At 67.6% G+C, this 16,848-nt stretch carries 18 protein-coding genes and 1 other annotated feature; of the genes, 7 read left to right on the top strand and 11 right to left on the bottom strand.

What is annotated here, in order from left to right:
- Window positions 1-125: 125 nt before the first annotated feature.
- Window positions 126-659 (bottom strand): redoxin domain-containing protein, encoded by a 534-nt coding sequence (locus tag O5O54_RS18680; RefSeq protein WP_279483358.1) that lies wholly within the window; start codon window positions 657-659, stop codon window positions 126-128.
- A 47-nt stretch (window positions 660-706) separates the two neighbouring features.
- Window positions 707-1,330, bottom strand: coding sequence for a TetR/AcrR family transcriptional regulator (locus O5O54_RS18675; protein WP_279483357.1), 624 nt, complete (start codon window positions 1,328-1,330; stop codon window positions 707-709).
- 109 nt (window positions 1,331-1,439) lie between these two features.
- Between O5O54_RS18675 and O5O54_RS18670 the strand changes: the two genes are divergently transcribed.
- The 7 genes from O5O54_RS18670 to O5O54_RS18640 all read left to right on the top strand — a co-directional run bounded on the left by O5O54_RS18670 (window position 1,440) and on the right by O5O54_RS18640 (window position 8,475).
- Window positions 1,440-1,847, top strand: coding sequence for a thioredoxin family protein (locus tag O5O54_RS18670; protein ID WP_279483356.1), 408 nt, complete (start codon window positions 1,440-1,442; stop codon window positions 1,845-1,847).
- Window positions 1,844-2,563: a cytochrome c biogenesis CcdA family protein gene (locus O5O54_RS18665; protein ID WP_279483355.1), complete on the top strand. Its 720-nt coding sequence runs from the start codon at window positions 1,844-1,846 to the stop codon at window positions 2,561-2,563. The genes O5O54_RS18670 and O5O54_RS18665 overlap by 4 nt, the downstream gene beginning before the upstream one ends.
- A gap of 36 nt (window positions 2,564-2,599) precedes the next feature.
- Window positions 2,600-4,033: an NAD(P)/FAD-dependent oxidoreductase gene (locus O5O54_RS18660; protein WP_279483354.1), complete on the top strand. Its 1,434-nt coding sequence runs from the start codon at window positions 2,600-2,602 to the stop codon at window positions 4,031-4,033.
- A 52-nt stretch (window positions 4,034-4,085) separates the two neighbouring features.
- A complete protein-coding gene (locus O5O54_RS18655; RefSeq protein WP_082684696.1) occupies window positions 4,086-5,522 on the top strand; it encodes a DUF547 domain-containing protein in 1,437 nt (478 codons plus the stop codon).
- An 18-nt stretch (window positions 5,523-5,540) separates the two neighbouring features.
- Window positions 5,541-6,158: a CDP-alcohol phosphatidyltransferase family protein gene (locus O5O54_RS18650; RefSeq protein ID WP_279483353.1), complete on the top strand. Its 618-nt coding sequence runs from the start codon at window positions 5,541-5,543 to the stop codon at window positions 6,156-6,158.
- Window positions 6,159-6,281: 123 nt separating this feature from the next.
- On the top strand, window positions 6,282-7,733 hold the full coding sequence (locus O5O54_RS18645; RefSeq protein WP_279483352.1) for a vanadium-dependent haloperoxidase: 1,452 nt from the start codon (window positions 6,282-6,284) through the stop codon (window positions 7,731-7,733).
- A gap of 37 nt (window positions 7,734-7,770) precedes the next feature.
- Window positions 7,771-8,475: a haloacid dehalogenase type II gene (locus O5O54_RS18640; protein WP_279483351.1), complete on the top strand. Its 705-nt coding sequence runs from the start codon at window positions 7,771-7,773 to the stop codon at window positions 8,473-8,475.
- On the opposite strand, the gene O5O54_RS22400 is transcribed toward O5O54_RS18640, so the two are convergent.
- From O5O54_RS22400 to O5O54_RS18600, 9 genes are all read right to left on the bottom strand, one after another.
- Window positions 8,458-9,216: an MFS transporter gene (locus O5O54_RS22400; protein WP_347814897.1), complete on the bottom strand. Its 759-nt coding sequence runs from the start codon at window positions 9,214-9,216 to the stop codon at window positions 8,458-8,460. The genes O5O54_RS18640 and O5O54_RS22400 overlap by 18 nt on opposite strands.
- Entirely contained in the window at window positions 9,117-9,698 is a 582-nt protein-coding gene (locus tag O5O54_RS22395) for an MFS transporter (RefSeq protein ID WP_347814896.1), read from the bottom strand. The genes O5O54_RS22400 and O5O54_RS22395 overlap by 100 nt, the downstream gene beginning before the upstream one ends.
- 56 nt (window positions 9,699-9,754) lie before the next feature.
- On the bottom strand, window positions 9,755-10,312 hold the full coding sequence (locus O5O54_RS18630; protein WP_279483350.1) for an NYN domain-containing protein: 558 nt from the start codon (window positions 10,310-10,312) through the stop codon (window positions 9,755-9,757).
- The gene (locus tag O5O54_RS18625) at window positions 10,309-11,163 is read right to left on the bottom strand and encodes a universal stress protein (RefSeq protein ID WP_279483349.1); all 855 of its coding nucleotides are present in this window, start codon (window positions 11,161-11,163) and stop codon (window positions 10,309-10,311) included. Before O5O54_RS18625 ends, O5O54_RS18630 begins: the two co-directional genes overlap by 4 nt.
- A 14-nt stretch (window positions 11,164-11,177) precedes the next feature.
- A complete protein-coding gene (locus O5O54_RS18620; protein ID WP_279483348.1) occupies window positions 11,178-12,659 on the bottom strand; it encodes a SulP family inorganic anion transporter in 1,482 nt (493 codons plus the stop codon).
- A gap of 70 nt (window positions 12,660-12,729) precedes the next feature.
- Window positions 12,730-12,782: a sequence feature (sul1 is cis-regulatory element that is thought to sense ions involved in sulfur or methionine metabolism; They are found in Alphaproteobacteria), on the bottom strand.
- 255 nt (window positions 12,783-13,037) lie between these two features.
- On the bottom strand, window positions 13,038-13,727 hold the full coding sequence (locus O5O54_RS18615) for an RraA family protein (protein WP_279483347.1): 690 nt from the start codon (window positions 13,725-13,727) through the stop codon (window positions 13,038-13,040).
- A gap of 22 nt (window positions 13,728-13,749) precedes the next feature.
- The gene (locus tag O5O54_RS18610) at window positions 13,750-14,760 is read right to left on the bottom strand and encodes a hydroxyacid dehydrogenase (RefSeq protein ID WP_279483346.1); all 1,011 of its coding nucleotides are present in this window, start codon (window positions 14,758-14,760) and stop codon (window positions 13,750-13,752) included.
- Complete coding sequence (locus O5O54_RS18605) at window positions 14,753-15,625, bottom strand: CoA ester lyase (RefSeq protein WP_279483345.1); 873 nt, start codon at window positions 15,623-15,625, stop codon at window positions 14,753-14,755. Before O5O54_RS18605 ends, O5O54_RS18610 begins: the two co-directional genes overlap by 8 nt.
- Window positions 15,622-16,839, bottom strand: a complete 1,218-nt coding sequence (locus O5O54_RS18600; protein WP_279483344.1) for a CoA transferase — start codon at window positions 16,837-16,839, stop codon at window positions 15,622-15,624. The genes O5O54_RS18605 and O5O54_RS18600 overlap by 4 nt, the downstream gene beginning before the upstream one ends.
- Between the last annotated feature and the right edge of the window lie 9 nt (window positions 16,840-16,848).

The raw sequence follows: 16,848 nt of genomic DNA, 5'->3' as shown, positions 1-16,848 counted from the left end.
CGAGGCTGAGAACGACATGCCGGCGAGATGGCGAGAAGCGGACGGTCGGACGTTTGGTCAAAGGACGTTTTCCGTATTCTGAACGGGGATCCGGGGGCGGCAGGGATGCGGTGCGTCGACGGGCGTCAGTTCCCGGTCGGCACCGAGCCGCGGACCGGATAGTCGTTCTCGATGATGAACTTCAGGCCCCCGACGAGATCGTCCAGCCGCGGCCGCGCGAAGGGGACGTTCTGTAGATGGAGCGCGTAGATGCGTCCGTCGGGATACAGGACGGCGATACCGGGCTCGGCGAAGCGATCGGGCTCGGGATCCTTCGCCTTGGCGGAGATGAAGAGGCCCCAGGCGTGCGCGCTCTCCTCGGACAGCCCGTATCCGATCGGGAGCGCGCCGACGTTCCACTCGGTCGCCTGCCGCTCGGCGCGCTCACGGGAGTCCATCGAGACCGCGCGGACCTCGACGCCCAGCGCATGGAACGCCTCGAGCTTGCCGGACAGTTCTTCCAACTGGCTCTTGCAGATCGGGCAGTGAACCCCGCGATAGAAGAAGATGGCGGTGAAATTCTCGGGCTTGGCATCCGAGAGGTCGAACGCCTCCCCTCCGAGCACGGGGAACTTGAGGGCGGGGGCGCTGTCGCCGGGAAGCGGGGTCGTGTGGTTCATGACGTTGTCCTTGGATTGGGGGTGGCGGTGCGGCGGTGCGTTGCGTCTCAGCCGCCGGCCGTCGGATGCTTCGATCCGATCCCGTCGGGCGAAACCGGCGACAGCATCGCGATCTGTGTGTCCGCGAGCGCGCGGAGGTAGGCAGTGCCTGCGGCCGTGCGCGCCATCACGCGGATCGAGACGATCGTGCCGAGGATGGCCTTTGCGAAAGCCGCGGCATCCAGGCGGTTCGAGATGGAGCCGTCGGCCTGACCACGCAGGACGGCCCTGTGAAGAGCCTCCTCCACCTCGCGCAGGCCGGCCGCGACGTCGTCGCCCAGCTCGCGATCATGCGCCGCCACCTCCGCCGCCGAGTTCACGAGGAGGCAGCCGTCCCGGCTTCGCGCCGAAGCCTCGACGACGGCGTCAAGGAAGGAGACGATCGCCTCCCGGGGGGCGGGGCTCGCGTCGAGCAGCGCGACACGCTTCCGGCTCGACCCGTCGAGGTAGTGCTGGAGCGACCGCTTGAAGAGAGACCGCTTGTCGCCGAAGGCGTTGTAGAAACTCGCCGGGTTCATGCCCATGGCCCTTCCGAGGTCGCGCACGGACGATGCGGCGTAGCCATGGGACCAGAACCGCTCCACCGCCCTGTCGAGTGCTTCGCTCTCTTCGAAGCTCCTGTTACGCCCCATCACGCAAAATCCCCGGTGGATCACGACGCCGACATGAGCCGGTCGACCGCTTGTTATTTTAGATCGATCGCTCCAAAAAGGTAGCCCTGACCGTAACGGAGGACTACACATGAGCGTCATGACCCTAAGGACCGCCGCGGCGGCGATCGTTCTTTCCGTTGCCGCGTTCGGGAACGGCGCCGCGTTTGCTGCCGAGATCGAGCCCTTCGAGATGGCCGCCTTCGAGAAGGCCCAGACGGACGGAAAGCCGATCGTCGTCGACATCGCGGCGCCGTGGTGCCCGACCTGCGCCGCGCAGAAGCCGATCATCGAAAAGCTCGCGGCCGACCCCGCGCATGCCGACATTAAGATCTTCCACGTGTCGTTCGACGACCAGAAGGACGTCGTTCGGGCATTGAACGCCCGGATGCAGTCCACGTTGATCGCCTTCGACGGAGCCAAGGAAACCGGTCGCTCCGTCGGAGACACGAACCCGGCCTCCATCGCGGCCCTGTTCGCCTCCACGAAGGGAGAGTGAACGTGACCGCGCTGTTCGCACTGCTGGCGGGCGTGCTGTCGACGCTGTCGCCCTGCGTCCTGCCGCTTCTGCCTGTCGTGCTGGGCACCGCGGTCTCACAGCATCGCATGGGACCCGCGGCGCTGGCCGCGGGTCTTGCCATATCCTTCGCGGCGATCGGGTTGTTCGTCGCGCTCGTCGGCTTTTCGATCGGGCTCGACCTCGCCGTCTTCCGCACGATCGGGGGCTTCGTCCTCGTCGGCATCGGCGCGGTCCTGATGGTTCCGCGGCTTCAGACGAGGCTTGCAACGGCTGCGAGCCCGGTCGGGACGTGGGCCGAGCATCGGTTCGGCGGCTTCGAGGGAAGCGGGCTGGGTGGTCAGTTCCTCGTCGGCCTGCTCCTGGGAGCGGTCTGGAGTCCCTGCGTCGGGCCCACCCTCGGTGCGGCATCCATGATGGCCGCGAGCGGGGAGAACTTGGGGCAGGTCACGATGACCATGCTGGCGTTCGGCGTCGGTGCCGCCCTTCCGCTCCTGTTGCTCGGCACCCTGTCGCGTGAGGCACTCGTTCGCTGGCGCGGCCGCCTGCTCGGTGCCGGCCGGGGCGGCAAGATGGTCCTGGGCGCGGTCCTGGTAACCGTCGGCATCCTCGTCGTTTCGGGTCTGGACAAGAAGGCGGAGGCGGCGATCGTCGCCGCGTCTCCCGAGTGGCTAACCAACCTCACAACCCGTTTCTGACGTTGCGGGCGTGAAGAAGTCTGAGAGGAACGGCGGATGAGCGACGGAATGGACTGCGACATCTGCGTGGTCGGCGCCGGCTCCGGCGGTCTCTTGGTGGCGGCCGGTGCGGCGCAACTCGGCTTGCGGACCGTCCTCGTCGAAGCCGGGCGAATGGGCGGGGACTGCCTGAACACGGGCTGCGTGCCCTCGAAGTCCCTGCTTGCGATGGCCAAGCTGGTCCACGCCCACCGGACCCCCCATCTGGCGGCCGTCCCGTCGCATTCCTTCGACCCCGACCGTCAGGGGGTGGACGCGCATGTTCAAGGGGTGATCGCGACGATCGCTCCCCACGACTCCGTCGAGCGCTTCGAGGGCCTCGGCGTGCGCGTGATCCGCGGCCATGCAAGCTTCCTCGACGAGCGGACTCTGACCGTTGCCGGCGAGACGATCAGGGCCCGCGATTTCGTGCTGGCGGTGGGATCGCGTGCGGCCATCCCGGCTATCCCGGGACTCGATCCCGCGCGCGTCCTGACAAACGAGAGCCTCTTCGACGTCGGGACGGTGCCCGCCCAACTCGTCATCATCGGGGGCGGCCCGATCGGGATCGAGATGGCGCAGGCCCATCGGCGCCTCGGCTCGCGCGTCACCGTCGTCAGCCGGGGCACGATCCTGCCGAAGGACGATCCCGACCTCGTCGAGGTGGTGCGGCGGAGCCTCATCGGCGAGGGCGTCGACATTCTGGAACACGCCGAGGTCCGGTCCGTCCGGCACGGGGACGCGGGACACGTTGTGGAGGCCATCGTCGACGGGGCGACGCGCCGTCTGGAGGGGTCCCACGTCCTCGTCGCAACGGGCCGGGCCGCGAACGTCGAGGGATTGGCTCTCGACCGGGCGAAGGTCGAGTTCGGGCGGGAGGGCATTCACGTGGACAAGCGGCTCCGGACCAGCAATCGACGCATCCATGCCGTTGGCGACTGCACGGGGGGGCCGCAGTTCACCCATGTCGCCGGCTACCATGCTGGGATCGTCATCCGGAACCTGGCCTTCCGTCTCCCGGCCAAGGTGGACTACGGTGCCTTGCCTTGGGTGACGTACACGGATCCTGAACTCGCCCACGTCGGCATGACCCTCGCGACCGCCCGGGCGCGGCACGGCGACGGGGTTCGATGCCTCACCAAGTCCATGAGCAACCTCGACCGTGCGGTCGCCGAGGGGCGCCGGGAGGGACTCCTGAAGGTCGTCGCCCTACCGAACGGGCGCGTCCTCGGCTGCTCCATCGTTGGTCCCGGCGCAGGCGAGCTGATCGGTCTCTGGGCCCTGGCCATCGCGAAGGGGTTGAAGCTCCGCGACGTCGCCTCCCTCGTGCTTCCCTATCCGACGCTCTCGGAAGTTTCCAAACAGGCCGCGGGGGAATGGTACAGCCCGGCCCTCTTCAGCGATCGGACACGTCGCATCGTGTCCATGCTCCGCAAGATCCCGCGCTGGTGAACCATCCTCGTCCCCCCTTCGGCTTTCCATCGTCGATCGAAAGGTATCGCCCATGTCCCGTCGCGGATGGGTTCTCGTCGCGGTCATCGTCGTCCTCATGCTCGGCGCCTACGCACTTGGACTGACCGACTACCTCAACATCGAGACGGTGAAGGCGCGGCGCGAGGAGCTTCTGTCCTACGTTGAAGCGCGGCCGGTCCTCTCGGGAGCGGCCTTCTTCGCCGCCTATGTCGCGATCACGGCGCTGTCGCTGCCCGCGGCGTCCGTCATGACGCTGCTCGGAGGCTTTCTCTTCGGCACTCTGGTCGGCGGGGCCCTCGCCGTGGTCTCCGCCACGGTCGGCGCGACCATCCTCTTCCTGGTCGCGCGCTCGTCGGTCGGCGGCGCGTTGCGCGCGCGGGCCGGCCCCTTGGCCGAGCGGGTTTCGGAGAACTTCCGCCGGAACGCCTTCGAGTACCTGCTCTTCATGCGGCTCGTGCCGCTGTTTCCCTTCTTTGCCGTCAACATCGCGCCTGCCCTCCTGGGCGTCGGATTGCGGACCTACGTCCTTGCGACCCTTCTCGGCATCGTTCCCGGCACGTTCGTCTATGCGCATCTCGGCCGTGAGCTCGGCACGATCTCGAGCCTCTCGGATCTGGTGTCGGCCGACGTCCTGGTGGCGTTCACGCTGCTCGGTCTCGTGGCGCTCCTTCCCGTCGCCTACCGGAAATGGAAGTCGGGCCGCTCGGGGACCGCCGCGCTGGTCGCGCTCGCCGCCGCGGGGCTCACATTGGCCGGCGGGGCGATCGAGGCTCGCGCAGCCGACGCATCGTACGAGCGCTTCGCGACGGCGTATGGCGGACTGTTGAGCGCCCATGTCCGTCCAGCCCGCAGGAACGGCATCGCTTACGCGGGCGTCGACTATGGATCGTGGCGCAGGGACGCGCGGCATGCCGAGGCCCTGGCGACCCTGTTGGCGTCCGATCCGAATTCCGCCGTCAGTCGGCAGGAGAAGCTTGCCTACTGGATCAACGCCTACAACTTCCTGACGGTCGATCTCATCACCCGAGAGGGTGAGACGCGCTCGATCAAGAACCTCGGCGGCTTGCTGGCCAGCCCCTGGAAGCGCTTCCGCTGGCCGATCGGCGGTCGGGAGATGAGCCTCGACGACATCGAGCACGGAACCATCCGCAAGCTCGGCGAACCGAGGATCCACTTCGCCGTCAACTGTGCGGCGATCTCCTGTCCGGACCTGCGCGCCGAACCCTACGTCGCCAGGCTTCTCGATGCGCAGCTCGCCGACCAGGTGGACAGGACCTTCGCCAATCCCGCGAAGGGCTACTCTGTCGACGGCGCCACCGTTCGCGTCAGCAAGGTCATGGACTGGTATCGAAAGGACTTCGGCGGGGGCGACGTGGCCGGCTGGATCCGGGCGAACGCCCCCGTAGAGTTGCCGGAGGGCGCGCGGATCGCGTTCCTGGCCTATGACTGGACGCTCAACGCCCTTTGACGGGACCGGCAAGCCGCCATGTTCGACCATCGCATCATCCCGCTCCAGAACCGCGTCCTCGTCCCCATGGCACGGGTGCTCGCGAAGCGAGGCGTGCGGGCCGACGCGCTGTCGTGGACGGGGTTCGGGCTCGGCGTCGTGGCCTTCGGTCTCATCTGGGCCAACTGGTACCTCGCCGGCCTTCTGGCGATCGCGGCCAACCGACTGGTCGACGGCCTCGACGGGAGCGTCGCGCGCGCGACCAGCCCGACGGACCGGGGCGCGTTTCTGGACATCGTCCTCGACTTCGCCTTCTACACGCTCGTGCCGCTTGCCTTCGCCCTCGCGGACCCGGACGCGAATGCCCTGCCAGCCGCCGTGCTCATCGCCAGCTTCGTCGGGACGGGAACGAGCTTCCTTGCCTTCTCGCTTCTGGCCGAGCGACGGGGCCTGAGTTCGACCAAGTTCCCTGCCAAGGGCATCTACTACGTGGGGGCGTTGGCCGAGGGTGCCGAGACGATCGCGGTGTTCGCCGCCATGTGCCTCTTCCCGGCCTACTACGCCGGGATCGCGTACGGCTACGCTGCCTTATGCGTGATGACCACCGCCCTTCGGCTGAGGCTCGGCATGGCGGTATTAAGAAATCGCTCAGGCTAAATCTTCGCGCCGACCTTTCCTTGGGTCATTTCAGAGGATAACCTCAGTACTCTTCGTACCTCCGTAGCATACCCTACAGCAGTCGCTCGCAGTCACGTCTCCGTTCAGGAAGTGGAGTGAGGCATGCTCGTCACCGACACGATCGTCGTTCGCTGGAACGACGTTCTTTTGAAAGCCCTGGAGATCGGAACTAACGAGAAGTCCCTCAGGCTCGGACCGCCGATGGTCGCGCGCCTGTTGTCGATGGTATACACGGCTGCGTTCCAGGCATGGTCGTCCTATGACCACAGTGCGAAGCCGCCACTGCCCGGCGGCCCCGGTCGAGAGCCTGTCGCCAAGCGAACGCTTGGCAACAAGAACGTCGCGATCAGCCATGCCATCTACAGGACTTCGCTGGACCTGTTCCCCAACAGTCGCATTAAGGCTCTTCTGGACGGTCACATGACGTCCCTCGGACTCGACATCGAGTCGACAGCGACGACGGGTAGCGGTCCGGCGGTGATCGGGAACGCCGCGGCGAAGGCTGTGCTCGCCGCCCGCGCGGACGATGGTGCCAACCAAGCGGGAAACAGATCGGGGTCGCCGCCTCCCGCACCGGACGGATCCCGTATTCCTTACGCTGATTATACCGGGTATGCGGCCGTGAACCAACCGGCCATGTCTTTCTCGGGGACCAGCCGCGCTCACGTCACCGAAGTAGCACGCTGGCAGCCGCTCTCGTACATTGACCCTTCCGTCGGCATGGTCACGACGCCAGCTTTCATCGGCCCCCATTGGGGACAGGTCAAGCCGTTCTCCCTCACGAGCGGGGACGAGTTCCGTCCCTCGCCGCCCGAAAGCTTCACCAGCCAAGCCTTTCTCGACCAAGCTCGATACGTTGTGGAGGTACAGCAAAGGCTTTCTTTAGAGCAGAAGATCGTTGCCGAATATTGGGCGGATGGGCCGCGCTCGTTGCTGCCGCCGGGGCATTGGTGCGAGATCGCTGGTGAAGTTTCGCGCCACGACCTCCACGACGTCGACAAGGATGCCAAACTCTTCTTCGCCCTGTCTAATTCAATTCTCGACGCCAGCATCGCCACTTGGGAAGCGAAACGCTTTTACGATTATGTGAGGCCGATCACCGCTATTCGTTGGCTGTATGCAGGCTTCACGATCGATGCTTGGGGTGGGCCGGGGCTAGGCACAACGAAAGTGCGGGGGGAGAAGTGGCGGCCTTTCCAGAAGGATACCTTCCCGACGCCTCCCTTTCCTGAATATTGCTCTGGGCACAGCGCATTCAGCATGGCAGCGGCAACCGTCCTCAAGCACTTCAGGTCCGTAGCGTCAGGGCGCTCTCTCTCCGAGAGCGATCGCTTCCCGCTGGAGCACCTTCAAGAACTACCGCTCGCCGCCGATCCCGACATCAACGGGCTCCCAGTCAGGCTCACATGGGAGACGTTTACCGAGGCGGCCATCAGTGCGGGCGAGTCGAGGATATTCGGAGGCATCCACTTCTACCAGGGAAATGTCGCTGGCCTAGATCTTGGTAGAAAGGTCGGCGAGAAGGCTTGGGCGAAGGCGCAGTCCTTCTTTTAGCCGATACGATTTGGGGCTGAGGAGGCCGGTCGTCGGAATGCCTGAGACCCCTTCCGTCATCGTCTTCGACGTCAACGAGACCTTGCTCGACATCACCGTGCTGGAGCCCCTGTTCGCACGGCTCTTCAGCGACGCATCGGTCATGCGGCAGTGGTTTTCCGAACTGATCCTCCAGTCGGAGGCGTTGACGCTCTCCGGATTGTACGTCCGCTTTGACGAACTGGCGGCGGGAGTCTTGCGGATGATCGGTGACGTGCGGCGGGTCTCTGTCGCAGAGAGCGACGTCGAGGAGTTGGGCGCCCTTCTGCGGGCCATGCCGGCGCATCCGGACGCCGCACCCGCACTGGCCATGCTCAAGCAGGCTGGGTTCCGGTTGGTCACGCTGACGAACTCGCCTCCGTCCGCGGCCCCGAGCCCGCTCGAGCGGGCCGGCCTCGCCTCGTTCTTCGACCGGAGCTACAGCGTCGATCAGGTCCGCCGCTTCAAGCCGGCGCCCGAGACCTACCGGATGGTGGCGGAGGGCGAGGGCGTGTTGCCGGCCGATCTCTGCCTCGTCGCCTGCCATGTCTGGGACACCGTCGGCGCTCAAGCGGCCGGGTGCGTTGCAGGATTGGTCGAACGCCCCGGGAATGCGGCGCTGCGCGCCGAAGGCGTCCCGTTCCCGGATGTCGTCGCCCCCGATCTTCACCACCTCGCGGCCGAGATCGTTCGCCGTTGGGGACGGTCAGCGGCGGAGCGTTAGCGGCACATGATCTGATCCGGGCTCCGGCTTACGGACGATCCGCCGCGACACGACCCACATGCCGGCGGCCGCTACCAGCGCGTAGACGCCCATGGCGGCGAGCTGGAGGTCGTAGTCGACCCCGGCGTCGATGAGGTAGCCCGTCAGCCCCGGACCTGCCGCGCTCGCGAACACCATCGTCGCCACCACGACAGAGCGGATCGCCCCGAGGTGCCGGGTGCCGTAGAGCTCGGGCCACATGGCGCCCGACAGGGTCGACGAGAAGCCGTTGCTGACGCCCATCAGCGCCATGAAGGCGAAGATCGCCCATGGCGCGGTGACAAAGGCGGCGACGAAGCTGGCCGCAGCCAGCGGCAAGAGGAACATCGGCAGGACGCGGGCCGCCGACAGGCGGTCGATCAGCCAGCCGGAGAACAGCGTGAAGGTGACGTTCGCGATCGACATGACCGCAAAGCCCGCCGCGAACAGCGTCAGCGGCCAGCCGCGCAGCTCCGTCAGGTAGACCTGGTGGAAGAAGATCGTCGTCGCGACGAAGGGCGGGGCCAAGACGCCCATCGAGATCAGGTAGAAGTTCGGGTCGCGCAGGACCTCGGAAAGCGTCCAGTCCCGCGCGACCGTGCGCACACTCGCGACCGGATCATTCAGCGGGATGCGGTCGCGCCGCAGGAGCAGCCAGACGGCAGGAAGCGCGACGAAAAGGAGGGTGGCCGTCCCCGTGAACCAGGACTGTCGCCAGCCGATCGCTCCCGCGATGAGGACGAACAGGAACGGAACGACGCCTCGCCCGCCTGCTGGCCGAGCGTGACGAGCGACACTGCGCGGCCGCGGTTGGCGGCGAACCAGCGGCCGGTCGCGGTCAGGGCGGTCTGGGTCATCATGCCCTGTCCGAACAGGCGCAGGAGGTAGAGGGAGAGGACCAGGAACGGCAGCGACGCCGACAGGCCCATGGCCATCGTCGCGACCGCCAGCATCGCGATCGTCCCGGCCGCCACCGTCGTCGTGCGGTAGCGGTCGATGACGCGGCCGAGGAAGGGCAGCGTGAAGGCGCTGCCGAGGGTCGCCAGCATGTAGAGCCCGCCGAACTCGCCGTGGGTCAGCCCGTAGGCTTCGCGGATGCCAGGGTTCGACAGCGAGATGAAGAAGGTCTGCCCGAAGGAGGAGAAGAGGGTGAGCAGGAAGCCGCCCGCCAGCCACCGTGCGTTGTCGGCGATGAACCGCCCCATGCCATGCCTTCCGTATTGTCTTCCGTACGATGCCCCGGCGGGTGCCGGGACCATCTCTAGTCGTTTCGCGTTCCGTCGTCCGCCGCGGCGAGCACCTCCGCGGTGAAGTCGACCACCGCGTCGGCCTCGGCCAGAAGCTCCGGCGACGCGCGGATGACCTCCGGGATCGCAAGCGATGTCGCGACCGTCAGATGCGTGCCCCGTTCCCGCAGCGCCTGCGCGAGGGGCACGAGCTTGCGGTCCCCGCCGACCAGCACGACACGGCGCGCCTCGTCCGCCAGCCCGATGACGGCGACCGCGAGTTCCACAAGGTTGGTGCCGTACCGCTCGCGGGGACCGTTCCCCATGTCGTCGGGCCCGGCCCCACGCACCTCGAAGCCCTTTCGCTTGAGGTGACGCAGGAGCCCGTCCAGCCGTTCGGCTTCCGTGCGGTCGCGTCGATCGCGGTGATAGACCGCCCGCACCGGCTTGTCGTCGGGGACGAGGAACCGCAGGAGGTTCGTGAACGGAATGCGGATCCCGAGCGATTTGCGGATGCGGTCGCAGTGGGCGCCGTCGAACGCCACGAGCACGAAGCCCGGGGCGGTCCGCCCGGCACTGCCGGCCGCGATCACCGGATCACGAGCACGGGGATCGCGCAGGACTGGATGAGCGCGGTCGTCGTGCTTCCGACGATGAGGTGGCGAATGCGCGAGTGCCCGTAGGCGCCCATCACCAGGAGGTCGATCCCGTCCGCCTTCACGCGGCTTGCGATGACCTCGTCGGGTTCGCCGTCCTCGATCAGAACGGTGACGGGAAAGCCGCAGGTCTTCAGGATCTGCTCGGCTGCGCGCAGCCGGCACTGGGCATGTTCCGATGCCTCGCCGACCAACAGGAGCTTGCATTGTGTCCCGGACAGGAGCGGGCTGCGGGTAAGCTTCGAGATGAGCCGTTCCGACGACGGGCTGCCGTCGAAGCAGATGAGGGCCCGTTCGACCGGTCGAAACGCACGTGCGGCTATGAGGACGGGTCTGGTCGCGGAGCGAACGACGCGCTCAAGGTTGGAGCCGAGATGGCCCTTCGCGAAGTCGGCGGCCTCGCCGCGCTTGCCGATGACCACGAGGCGCGTCTCGGCGTCGAGGTCGGTGATCGTGTCCGCCACGTCGCCGTGCCGGAGCTTCTCCGTGACCTCGCCGACCCCGTCGGACCGCAACCGGGCGACGGCCTCGGCGAGGATGTGGTGGCCGCGGGTCGTGGCGAGCTTGGCCTTCTGGCGGTCGAGTTCGGCAAGCTCGCCGATCAGGGCCTCGCGGCCGCCGAACTCGAGGCTGCCGCTGAGGTCGAACGGCGCGCTCGAGGTGTCGCGGCGTCCCAGCGCATGGACGACCTCGACGGGAGCGACGAGCCGCTGTGCGGCCCAGGCCGCGTGGTCGCAGACGCTCGCGCCGTAGGCCGAGCCGTCGATGCAGGCGATGATCTTTGTCATGCGGGTCTCCTCGCTCAATGGCCCATCAGGCGATCCATGGCGCCGGGCTTGTCGTGGACGGCGAGCTTGTCGACGATCGTCGCACTTGCCTCGTTGAGGCCGAGCACGGTGACCTCGGCGCCCTCGCGGCGGAACTTCAGGATGACGCGATCGAGCGCGGCCACCCCGGAGAGGTCCCAGATGTGCGCGGGGCCGACGTCGATCACCACGCGGTCGAGCGCCTCCTTGAAGTCGAAGGCGGAGGCGAAGCGCCCGGTCGAGGCGAAGAAGACCTGACCCTCGACACGGTAGGTGCGGGTGCGCCCGTCCACCGAGAGCTCGGAGGTGACGCGGAAGATCTGGGCGACCTTGGAGGCGAAGAACACGCCCGACAGCATCACGCCGATGACGACGCCGATGGCGAGGTTGTAGGTCCACACGACGGTGACGACGGTCGCCAGCATGACGAGCGAGGACCGCTTCGGGTGAAGCGTCAGGTCCTTCAGCGAGCCCCACGAGAAGGTGCCGATCGAGACCATGATCATGATGGCGACGAGGGCAGCCATTGGGATCACGCGGACCCAGTCGCCGAGCACCACGATCATGAACAGGAGGGCGACGCCGGCAAACGCGCAGGACAGCCGTCCCCGTCCGCCCGACTTGATGTTGATGACCGACTGGCCGATCATCGCGCATCCCGCCATGCCGCCGAAGAAGGCCGTCACCGTGTTGGCGATGCCCTGTCCGACGCATTCGCGGTTCTTGTCCGACGAGGTGTCGGTGAGGTCGTCGACGATCTGCGCCGTCATCAACGACTCCAGAAGCCCGACAACGGCGACCGCCGCCGAGTAGGGCAGGATGACGAGGAGCGTATCGAGGTTCAGCGGGATGTCCGGCAGGAGGAAGACGGGAAGCGTCGAGGGCAGCTCACCCATGTCCCCGACGACGCGCAGGTCCATGCCGAACCCGAGCGAGATCGCGGTGAGGACGACGATGGCGACGAGCGGCGACGGGATCGCCGTCGTGATGCGCGGGAAGAGGTAGATGATGGCGAGACCCAGCGCGACCATGGCGTAGGTCAGGGACGGCACGCCGACGAGTTCGGGGATCTGCGCCATGAAGATCAGGATCGCGAGCGCGTTCACGAAGCCCGTCATGACGGAGCGCGAGACGAACTGCATGGCGTCGCCGAGCCGCAGGAGACCGGCGGCGACCTGGAGGAGGCCGGCGAGGACGGTGGCGACAAGGAGGTACTGGAGCCCATGGTCGCGCACGAGCGTGATCATGAGGACGGCGGTAGCCGCGGTGGCGGCCGAGATCATGCCCGGACGGCCACCGAAGACGGCGGTGAGGACGGCGATCGTGAACGAGGCGTAGAGGCCGACCTTCGGGTCGACGCCGGCGATGATGGAGAAGGCGATGGCTTCGGGAATGAGCGCAAGCGCGACGACCAGCCCCGCGAGGAGGTCGGCGCGCACGTTCCCGAACCACTCGCGGCGGAGTGTTTCGATCTGCATGGATGAGTTTCAGTCTTGGAGGTGAACCCGACGGTCGGCCCTTGGGCACGCAACGGTCAGAATGGGTTCAAATTGGCCGGGGGATCGGCGCCCAGCGTAGCCACCCGATCGAACGGGTCCAAACTCACCGTGCTTATCGGCGAGTTTCGCTGCGAAGGCAACCCTTGGCGGCGGCAGCCATGCCGTGGCCGCGCGGTTCCTTAAACGGAACGTCCGCTTCCGGAGCCTCGCTACGACAGCCTAAAGGTCTTGGAAGGGTCGAAAGCGGGGGGTCCGCTTCTGGGCGTCCGCTTCCTTGGAGCCGATCGGCTCGACCGGGTGGTTTGCGGACCGTCCGTTTCATCGCCGAATGTACGAAAAGCGGACGCATTTGCAGCCTTAGACTCCCTGTAAGTCTTCATAGGTGCAGCCGGCAGCCTCCAGCGCCTTATCCACCCAGGATCGATCTACGGTGCGGGCTTCCGTCTCCTCCATCTGCCGCGTTTCCGCCGCGTGCTTGCGGTGCGCCGCGGAGATTACGGTCTCTACATCCTTCCTGGCGATCGTGACCACGCCGTCCGCGTCGCCGAGCACAAGGTCTCCAGACATGACGGTCAGCCCCTCGAACGAGATGGGATAGCCGATCTCGCCAGGACCCGTGCGATAGGGGCCGCGATGGGTGATGCCGAGCGCGAAGACGGGGAGGTTGCGCGCCTGGAACGCCTCGGCGTCGCGGATCGCCCCATAGAGCACGAAGCCGGCGACCCCGCGCCCGATCGCGTGCGCCAGCATCAGTTCGCCCATCAGCGAGTTCGTGCAGTCGCCGCCGGCATCCACCACGATAACGTCGCCGGCTTCCGCCATGTCGATCGCTTTGTGCAGCATGAGATTGTCGCCGGGCCGCGTTCGCACCGTGAGGGCGGGGCCGGCGAGGACGCCGTCCCGGTGCATCGGGCGAAGCTGCGGTCCGCCGGCCGCGAGGCGCGACATGCAATCGCTGACGTTGGCGACGGGGAGGGTTCGAGCGTCCTCGACGATCGCAGCGGCGGTGCGGGTCCAGGTGCGGTTGATGCGAAAGCCCACGGGCATGTCGTCAGTCCTTTTCGTGTCGTCAGGCGGCGAAGGCGTCGGGCGAGGACAGGCTCGCTGCATCGGGGGCCTTGCCGTCGAGGACGTCGATGATGTGCCGCGCGGCGATCTCGGCCATCGCGCGGGCGGATCCGTTGGTGACGCCGCCGATATGCGGGGTCGCGACGAGGCTCGGGAGGCTCCAGAGCGGGCTGTCGGCGGCGGGAGGCTCGCTCGCGAAGCTGTCGAGCGCGGCCCCGGCGATGCGGCGCTCGGCGAGCGCCGCGGCCAGCGCCGCCTCGTCCACGATGCCGCCGCGCGCCGTGTTCACGAGAAAGGCGGTCGGCTTCATCCGGGCAAGGCGCGCGGCGTCGATCAGATGGCGCGTCGCCTGCGTCAGCGGGCAATGGAGGCTGATGATGTCGGCGGCGGCAAGGAGATCGTCCAGTCGGTCGGCCTGCGTGTAACCCAGCGCCTCGATCGCGCCGGGCGCGGCCATCGGGTCGTGGATCGTGACCTCCATGCCGAGCGCCTCGGCCAGGCGTGCCGTCTCGCGGCCGATCGCCCCGAAGCCGATCAGGCCGATCACCGAACCCGCGATGTCGCGCCCGATGAAGGTCGGCTTCGGCCACTCCCCCCGCTTCACGGCCGGATCGAGCCAAGTGATCTCCTTAAGAAGCGTCAGCACCAGAGCGATCGTGTGCTCCGCGACGGCCAGCGAGTTGCTGTTGAGGGAGCGCAGGACCGGAATGCCGCGCCGCGCGGCGCTCGCGACGTCGATGTTGTCGATGCCGACGCCGTGCTTGACGATGACCTTGAGCCGGGGCGACGCGCCGATGACGAGATCGTTGACCTTGCCCTGCCGGACCATGATCGCGTCGACCGCCAGCTCGCACGCACGCTCGGCGACGATCTCCGGCGGGTCGTAGGGCGGCGAGAAGAACACGTCGATGTCGTGCCGGTTCAGGAGCTCGATGGCGGACGGCGCGATGGAATTGTGGGTCACGAGGATGCGGCGCGCGCGCGACCCTTTCGTCGGATGGTCCTCAGGCATCGGGGCCTCCTCTCTGGTTGGGAACCGACCGGGCGCGGGCGAGAAGCCGTTCGGCCCGGGCCAGGATCGGCGCGTCGACGAAACGGCCGTCGACGAGGAAGGCGCCACGACCGTCGCGGTGGGCCTCGACGTCTGCGCTCAGGACGCGCCGAGCGAAGGCGATTTCCGCCTCGCTCGGCGAGAAGGCTTCGTTGAGGACCGGCACGACACTCGGATGGATGCAGCTCGCGCCGTCGAAGCCGAACTGGCGCGCCTCGCGGGCGGCCGCCAACATCCCATCCCGATCGGAATAGTCGGCGACGGTGCGCAGGAGCCCGAAGGACAGGACGCCGCCGGCCTTGGCCGCCATGTGGATGAGGAGCTTGGGCAGGCGCAGGACGTCGGGCACCGGCTCGGCGCCCATCGCGGTGGCGATGTCCTCGGCGCCCGCGCTCAGCGCGAGGACGCGCGGTCCTGCGGCGATGGCGCGCGCGTCGAAGATGGCGCCGGGGTCCTCGATCAGCGGCACGAAGTCGAGGGGACGCCGGCCGAGGGCCGCTTCGATCGGGGCGACATGGGCGGCGAGATCCGACAGGAGGCCGGCATCTCCAACCTTCGGGACGTAGAGCCCGTCGGCGCCCGCCCGACAGGCGGCTTCCGCGTCGGGCATGAGGAGTTCGCGATCGTTGTTGATGCGCACGAAGACGAGCGCGCCGCCGCGACGAACGGCGGCGACTGTCTCCGTCAGTGCGTCGCGCGCCTCGGCCTTTCTCTCGGCCACGACCGCATCCTCGAGGTCGACGATGATCGCATCAGCGCCGCGTTCGTGGGCCTTGGCGATGAAGCGTTCGCTCGTGCCGGGAACGTAGAGGAGGGAGCGGATCACGCGCGCTGTCTCCGGGCGGCGGGTTCGGCCGGCCGATCAAGGCCGACCTCGGCGAGGATCTCGTCCGTGTGCTCGCCGAGCCGCGGCGCCGGGCGGCGCCAGCCGCCGGGCGTGCCCGACATCCGCGGCAGGATGTTGTGCATCGGGAGGGAGCCGTTGTCGGCGTCCTCCACCTCGACGATCACGCCGCGCTCGGAAAAGTGCGGGTCCGCCGCGATGTCGGCGATGTCGTAGACCGGGCCCACGGTGGCGCCCGCTTCGCGCATGATCCGCAACGCCTCGTCGCGCGGATGCCCGGCGAACCAGGCGCCGACCGCCTCGTCGACCAGGGCGCGGTTTCGCACCCGCTCCGCATTGGTCGCAAAGCGCGGATCGGTCTTCATCTCGGGATGTCCGATGATGTCGAAGATGCGCATCGCGACGACCTGCATCGACCCGGAGAGGGCGACGTACTTTCCGTCGGAGCAGAGATAGACGTTGCGCGGCGAGACCGTGTTCGACGCCGAGCCGGTGCGCTGCTTCACCTTGCCGGTCACGCGGTGGATCGCCGCCTCGGGCCCGAGCACCGCATACATCGGCTCGAGCAGCGACAGATCGATGACCTGGCCGCGCGCGGCGCCCTTCTCGCGGGCGAGAAGCGCCATGGTGACGGCCTGCGCGCCGTAGATGCCGGAGATCATGTCGGCGAGGGCCAAGGGCGGCAGGACGGGTTCGCGGTCCGGGAAGCCGGTGCGCGTGGCGAAGCCGCTCATCGCCTCGACCAGCGTCCCGAACCCCGGATACTGCGCATAAGGGCCGGTCTGACCGAAGCCCGAGATGCGCACCACGATGAGGTCGGGGTTCAGCTCCAGGAGCCGGTCGGGGGCGAGGCCCATCGTCTCTAGCGTGCCCGGCCGGAAGTTCTCGATGAAGACGTCGGCGGTGCGCAGAAGCGCCTCCAGCGCCGCCATGCCGTCCGGCTGGCGCAGGTCGAGCAGGATCGAGCGCTTGTTGCGTCCGTAAGTCTTCCAGTGGAGCGACTGGCCGTCGTCGGTCCAGTCTCGCAACGGGTCGCCCGAGGCGGACTCGATCTTGATCACGTCGGCGCCGAAGTCGGCGAGCTGCACGGACAGCATGTTGCCGGCGACGAGGCGGGAGAGATCGAGCACGCGGACGCCCGACAAGGGGCCGCCCGCATCCGCGTCGAACCGGATGACGTTCGGGAGTGTCGTCATGGCGGCGCT

Source organism: Aureimonas sp. SK2 (assembly GCF_029813115.1).
In the GTDB taxonomy this organism is placed as follows: Bacteria; Pseudomonadota; Alphaproteobacteria; order Rhizobiales; family Rhizobiaceae; genus Aureimonas.
Note: the sequence above shows the minus strand (reverse complement) of the source record. Positions and strands in the feature narration are given on the sequence as shown.